Annotated in this window: 5 protein-coding genes; 1 reads left to right on the forward strand and 4 read right to left on the reverse strand. The window is 58.7% G+C overall.

The window, feature by feature from the left end; genetic code table 11:
- The 4 genes from AB4043_RS20915 to AB4043_RS20930 all read right to left on the reverse strand — a co-directional run.
- On the reverse strand, window positions 1-576 hold a 576-nt coding region (locus AB4043_RS20915; protein ID WP_442307975.1), incomplete at its 3' end, for a PDZ domain-containing protein.
- Window positions 577-683: 107 nt separating this feature from the next.
- The gene (locus tag AB4043_RS20920; protein WP_442301915.1) at window positions 684-1,010 is read right to left on the reverse strand and encodes a helix-hairpin-helix domain-containing protein; all 327 of its coding nucleotides are present in this window, start codon (window positions 1,008-1,010) and stop codon (window positions 684-686) included.
- 206 nt (window positions 1,011-1,216) lie between these two features.
- Window positions 1,217-1,660 (reverse strand): nuclear transport factor 2 family protein, encoded by a 444-nt coding sequence (locus AB4043_RS20925; protein WP_442301914.1) that lies wholly within the window; start codon window positions 1,658-1,660, stop codon window positions 1,217-1,219.
- Between the two features lie 62 nt (window positions 1,661-1,722).
- On the reverse strand, window positions 1,723-2,094 hold the full coding sequence (locus AB4043_RS20930) for a ComEA family DNA-binding protein (protein ID WP_442301913.1): 372 nt from the start codon (window positions 2,092-2,094) through the stop codon (window positions 1,723-1,725).
- A gap of 269 nt (window positions 2,095-2,363) precedes the next feature.
- On the opposite strand from AB4043_RS20930, the gene AB4043_RS20935 reads away from it, so the two are divergent.
- Window positions 2,364-2,905, forward strand: a 542-nt coding sequence (locus tag AB4043_RS20935) for a glutaminyl-peptide cyclotransferase (RefSeq protein ID WP_442307976.1), incomplete at its 3' end; no start/stop codon positions are given.

Here is a 2,905-nt window from a genome sequence, read left to right on the forward strand (position 1 = left end):
CATCTGTGCGGTCTCATTCCAGAAAGGGGCAAACCAGATGGTCCAATCTCCCTGCGGATTAGCCGGTGAAAGTAGCGCCTCAAAGTAGGGGAGGATGCCAAGGACCAGCCATGCGCTGAGGTCATGCGGTTTGGCGAGCACCACCCAGAGGCCGACGAGAAGAAAGGCCAAGGGGAGGATGACAAGCAGCAGCAGCGGGCCGATCCAGCCTGCGGGCCTGCCTCCACCACGGCGACGCTGCGGTGTGATGAGCTGCCAGCTTACCGTCTGATGTTTCCCGTCGGGGTGCTGCACCTCCACCTTGATGGTGTCGCCGAGATGCTCGTGGGCGAGCTCCCGCAGCAGAACGGCCTCGCCGGTCAGCTCGTGACCGTTGACGGCGAGCAGGCGGTCGCCGACCTGCAGACCCGTATGACGAAGAAAGGGACTCATCCCCTCCACGACACCGTTGCTGAGGCTGAAAGGCGCTCGGATACCGCGCTCAGCGCCGAAGATGCCTCGCACCATGCGATAGGCAGTATTCCCCCATTGGCCGAGGGCCATGGCGGCGATGAGCAGAAGCAGTAGATATTGCACGACGGCGGGGCGGTACCTGGGCCGTGATGGGGAAAATGTATGCATCCGTGTCGGTGCTCATCCTAGCATCGGAGACGAACGAGCAGACCGAATGGTTTACGAACCAGTTACTGCTGTTTGGAGTGATGCGCGACCAGGCGCTCTTTGATGAGCTCGTACGCGTCCTGCGGCAGAACACCGCGGCTTATCAGCTGATTCTTCGCCGTGTAGGGACGACCCGCGATGACGCGGCGAACGTAGTTCTCGCCCAATCCCAGCGATCTCAGCTGTTCGGGTGTTGCGGCATTGATATCCAGCTTTGCGGGAGCGGTTTCGGTTCCATCGACGTCAATCTGCTGAGCCTGTACGGGGGGTAAAGCGGCATCGGTGAGGCAGACGAAGGCGGATAGCCCGAGCGCCAACAGATATGGCAGCAGTTTCCGGGGAGAGATCATTACTCAACAGTCTCCAAGAATCTAGAGAAGGGTAGCATGAGGGACATGCCTCAGACAGCACCTTTTTTGCGGCAGGTTTTCGCTGTGCCGGCATCCTTTCCCACAGGATGGGGGATATCCGTTCGATCTTCCATGGGTCCAGGGACTGGACCTAACGTTCACCAGCTCGGTGACTTTTCTGGTCGGGAAAACGGGTAACAACCGCATCACATCGGCATGCGGGTGCTGTGAAAAAACACAATCAGCCACTTGCCACCCTGCTTTTCCAATTGAGCTGATTCCAGCCATTTCATTGGAACGGTCTGTCCGTCTTTTCCTGTTCGCGAACCGACGTTCGTATAGGCAATCCACGCGGTGTTGCTGGTACGGTGCACCTCAGGCTCCGTCACCTGCCAGACGTAAACAACACCAGCCTCGTGGGCCTGGCGGATCAACAGGGGAAGCGCATCACCGTCAAAACGCTTGCCGCCATCAAAGGCGTGGAAGCGGGCCGAGACAACGGAGTGGAAAAGATCGAGATCGTCTTTGGTGGCTGCACGGTACATAGTGCGGACAGCATCGACCACGGCGGCATCCTCATCGGCCTGCGGTGCCTGTGCCGGAGAGGAGACATACGGAGGAAGAAGCAGGGCCGCAACACAGCTCGCCATTAAGAACTGCCGAAACCAGCTTTGCCGCACCTGTCCCCCCTCCGATCTACTTGTGATGAGATTTACTTCTTCGCCTGTTTGGCGATGATCTTGTCCTTCACCTTGTCATAGACGCCCTGCGGAAGGATGTTTTTGCTGACGAGCTGCGTCTTGTTGGCATAGGGACGGCCGTCGATGATCTTTTTGGAGTAGACATCGCCGATGCCAGGGATAGCCTTGAGCTGATCGGCGGTTGCGCTGTTGATATCGATCAGGCTGGATGCAGACGCTGCGCTGGAAGCAGCCGCGGCCGGCTTCGCAGGGGTGTTTGCAGCGGGCTTAGCCGTCGCGGCAGCAGCAGGCTTAGCAGGCTTGGCGGCCTGCGCTGGTGCAACGGGGGAATACAACAGAGGGATCAGTGCCAGTAACAGCGCGATGCGATGAAACTTCAACATACTCTTGCCTCCTCCCAAACGGGCCGCCAGAGTAACACAGGGGCAGCGAAACTCGCATTGCGAGTTTCGCGTTGAAAGTTGAAGCGTGGACTGATTATGTCTGGGTGCCCCATATCTGGCAGCTTTATCGCCAGATGTGGGTGTGGTTCCACGACAGGCCGGTCGTACCATCACGTAGGCATGGCGTTCTGCAAACCCACATCTCGGCTTTGCCGAGATATGGGGCACCCAATTGTTCGGGGGTAAAGGAATCCTTGCGAGGGATGGGAATGAGTAGTCAGACAATTCGGTCGCTTCTCTGCTTCTGTATTGGGCTGTTGTGGGTTCTTCCATTGGCGGCAGCGCCGGTGGTGGGATATCGCGTGGTTGCGAGCTATCCGCATGCGACGGACAACTACACCGAGGGCCTCTTCTACCGGGACGGCATGTTCTATGAGGGTACGGGACGTGAAGGCGACTCGCGGCTTGTGGTGACCGATCCCGCAACCGGCAAGGTGCTGCAGCAGACCGCTCTGCCGTCACAATTTTTCGGAGAAGGCATTGTGGACTGGGGTGCGAACCTCTACCAGTGGACCTGGGAGACGCATACCGGCTTCGTCTACGACCGGTTCTCCCTCAGGCCGATACGGCAGTTCACCTACGAGGGAGAGGGATGGGGCATGACCCGGTCCGAGCGGGAGATCATCACCAGCGACGGCTCGGCGATGCTATCCTTTCGCGATCCGGTCACCTTCAAGGTGCGGCACACGATTACGGTCAGGGATGACGGTCACCCGGTGAAGCAGCTTAACGAGCTGGAATACATCAAGGG

Source organism: Terriglobus sp. YAF25, from assembly GCF_052113305.1.
GTDB lineage: Bacteria > Acidobacteriota > Terriglobia > Terriglobales > Acidobacteriaceae > Terriglobus.

Bases quoted from the DNA above. Each gene is read 5' to 3' on its own strand.
- AB4043_RS20920 (WP_442301915.1), bottom strand. From the start codon at position 1,010: ATGATCTCTCCCCGGAAACTGCTGCCATATCTGTTGGCGCTCGGGCTA.
- AB4043_RS20925 (WP_442301914.1), bottom strand. From the start codon at position 1,660: ATGGCGAGCTGTGTTGCGGCCCTGCTTCTTCCTCCGTATGTCTCCTCT.
- AB4043_RS20930 (WP_442301913.1), bottom strand. From the start codon at position 2,094: ATGTTGAAGTTTCATCGCATCGCGCTGTTACTGGCACTGATCCCTCTG.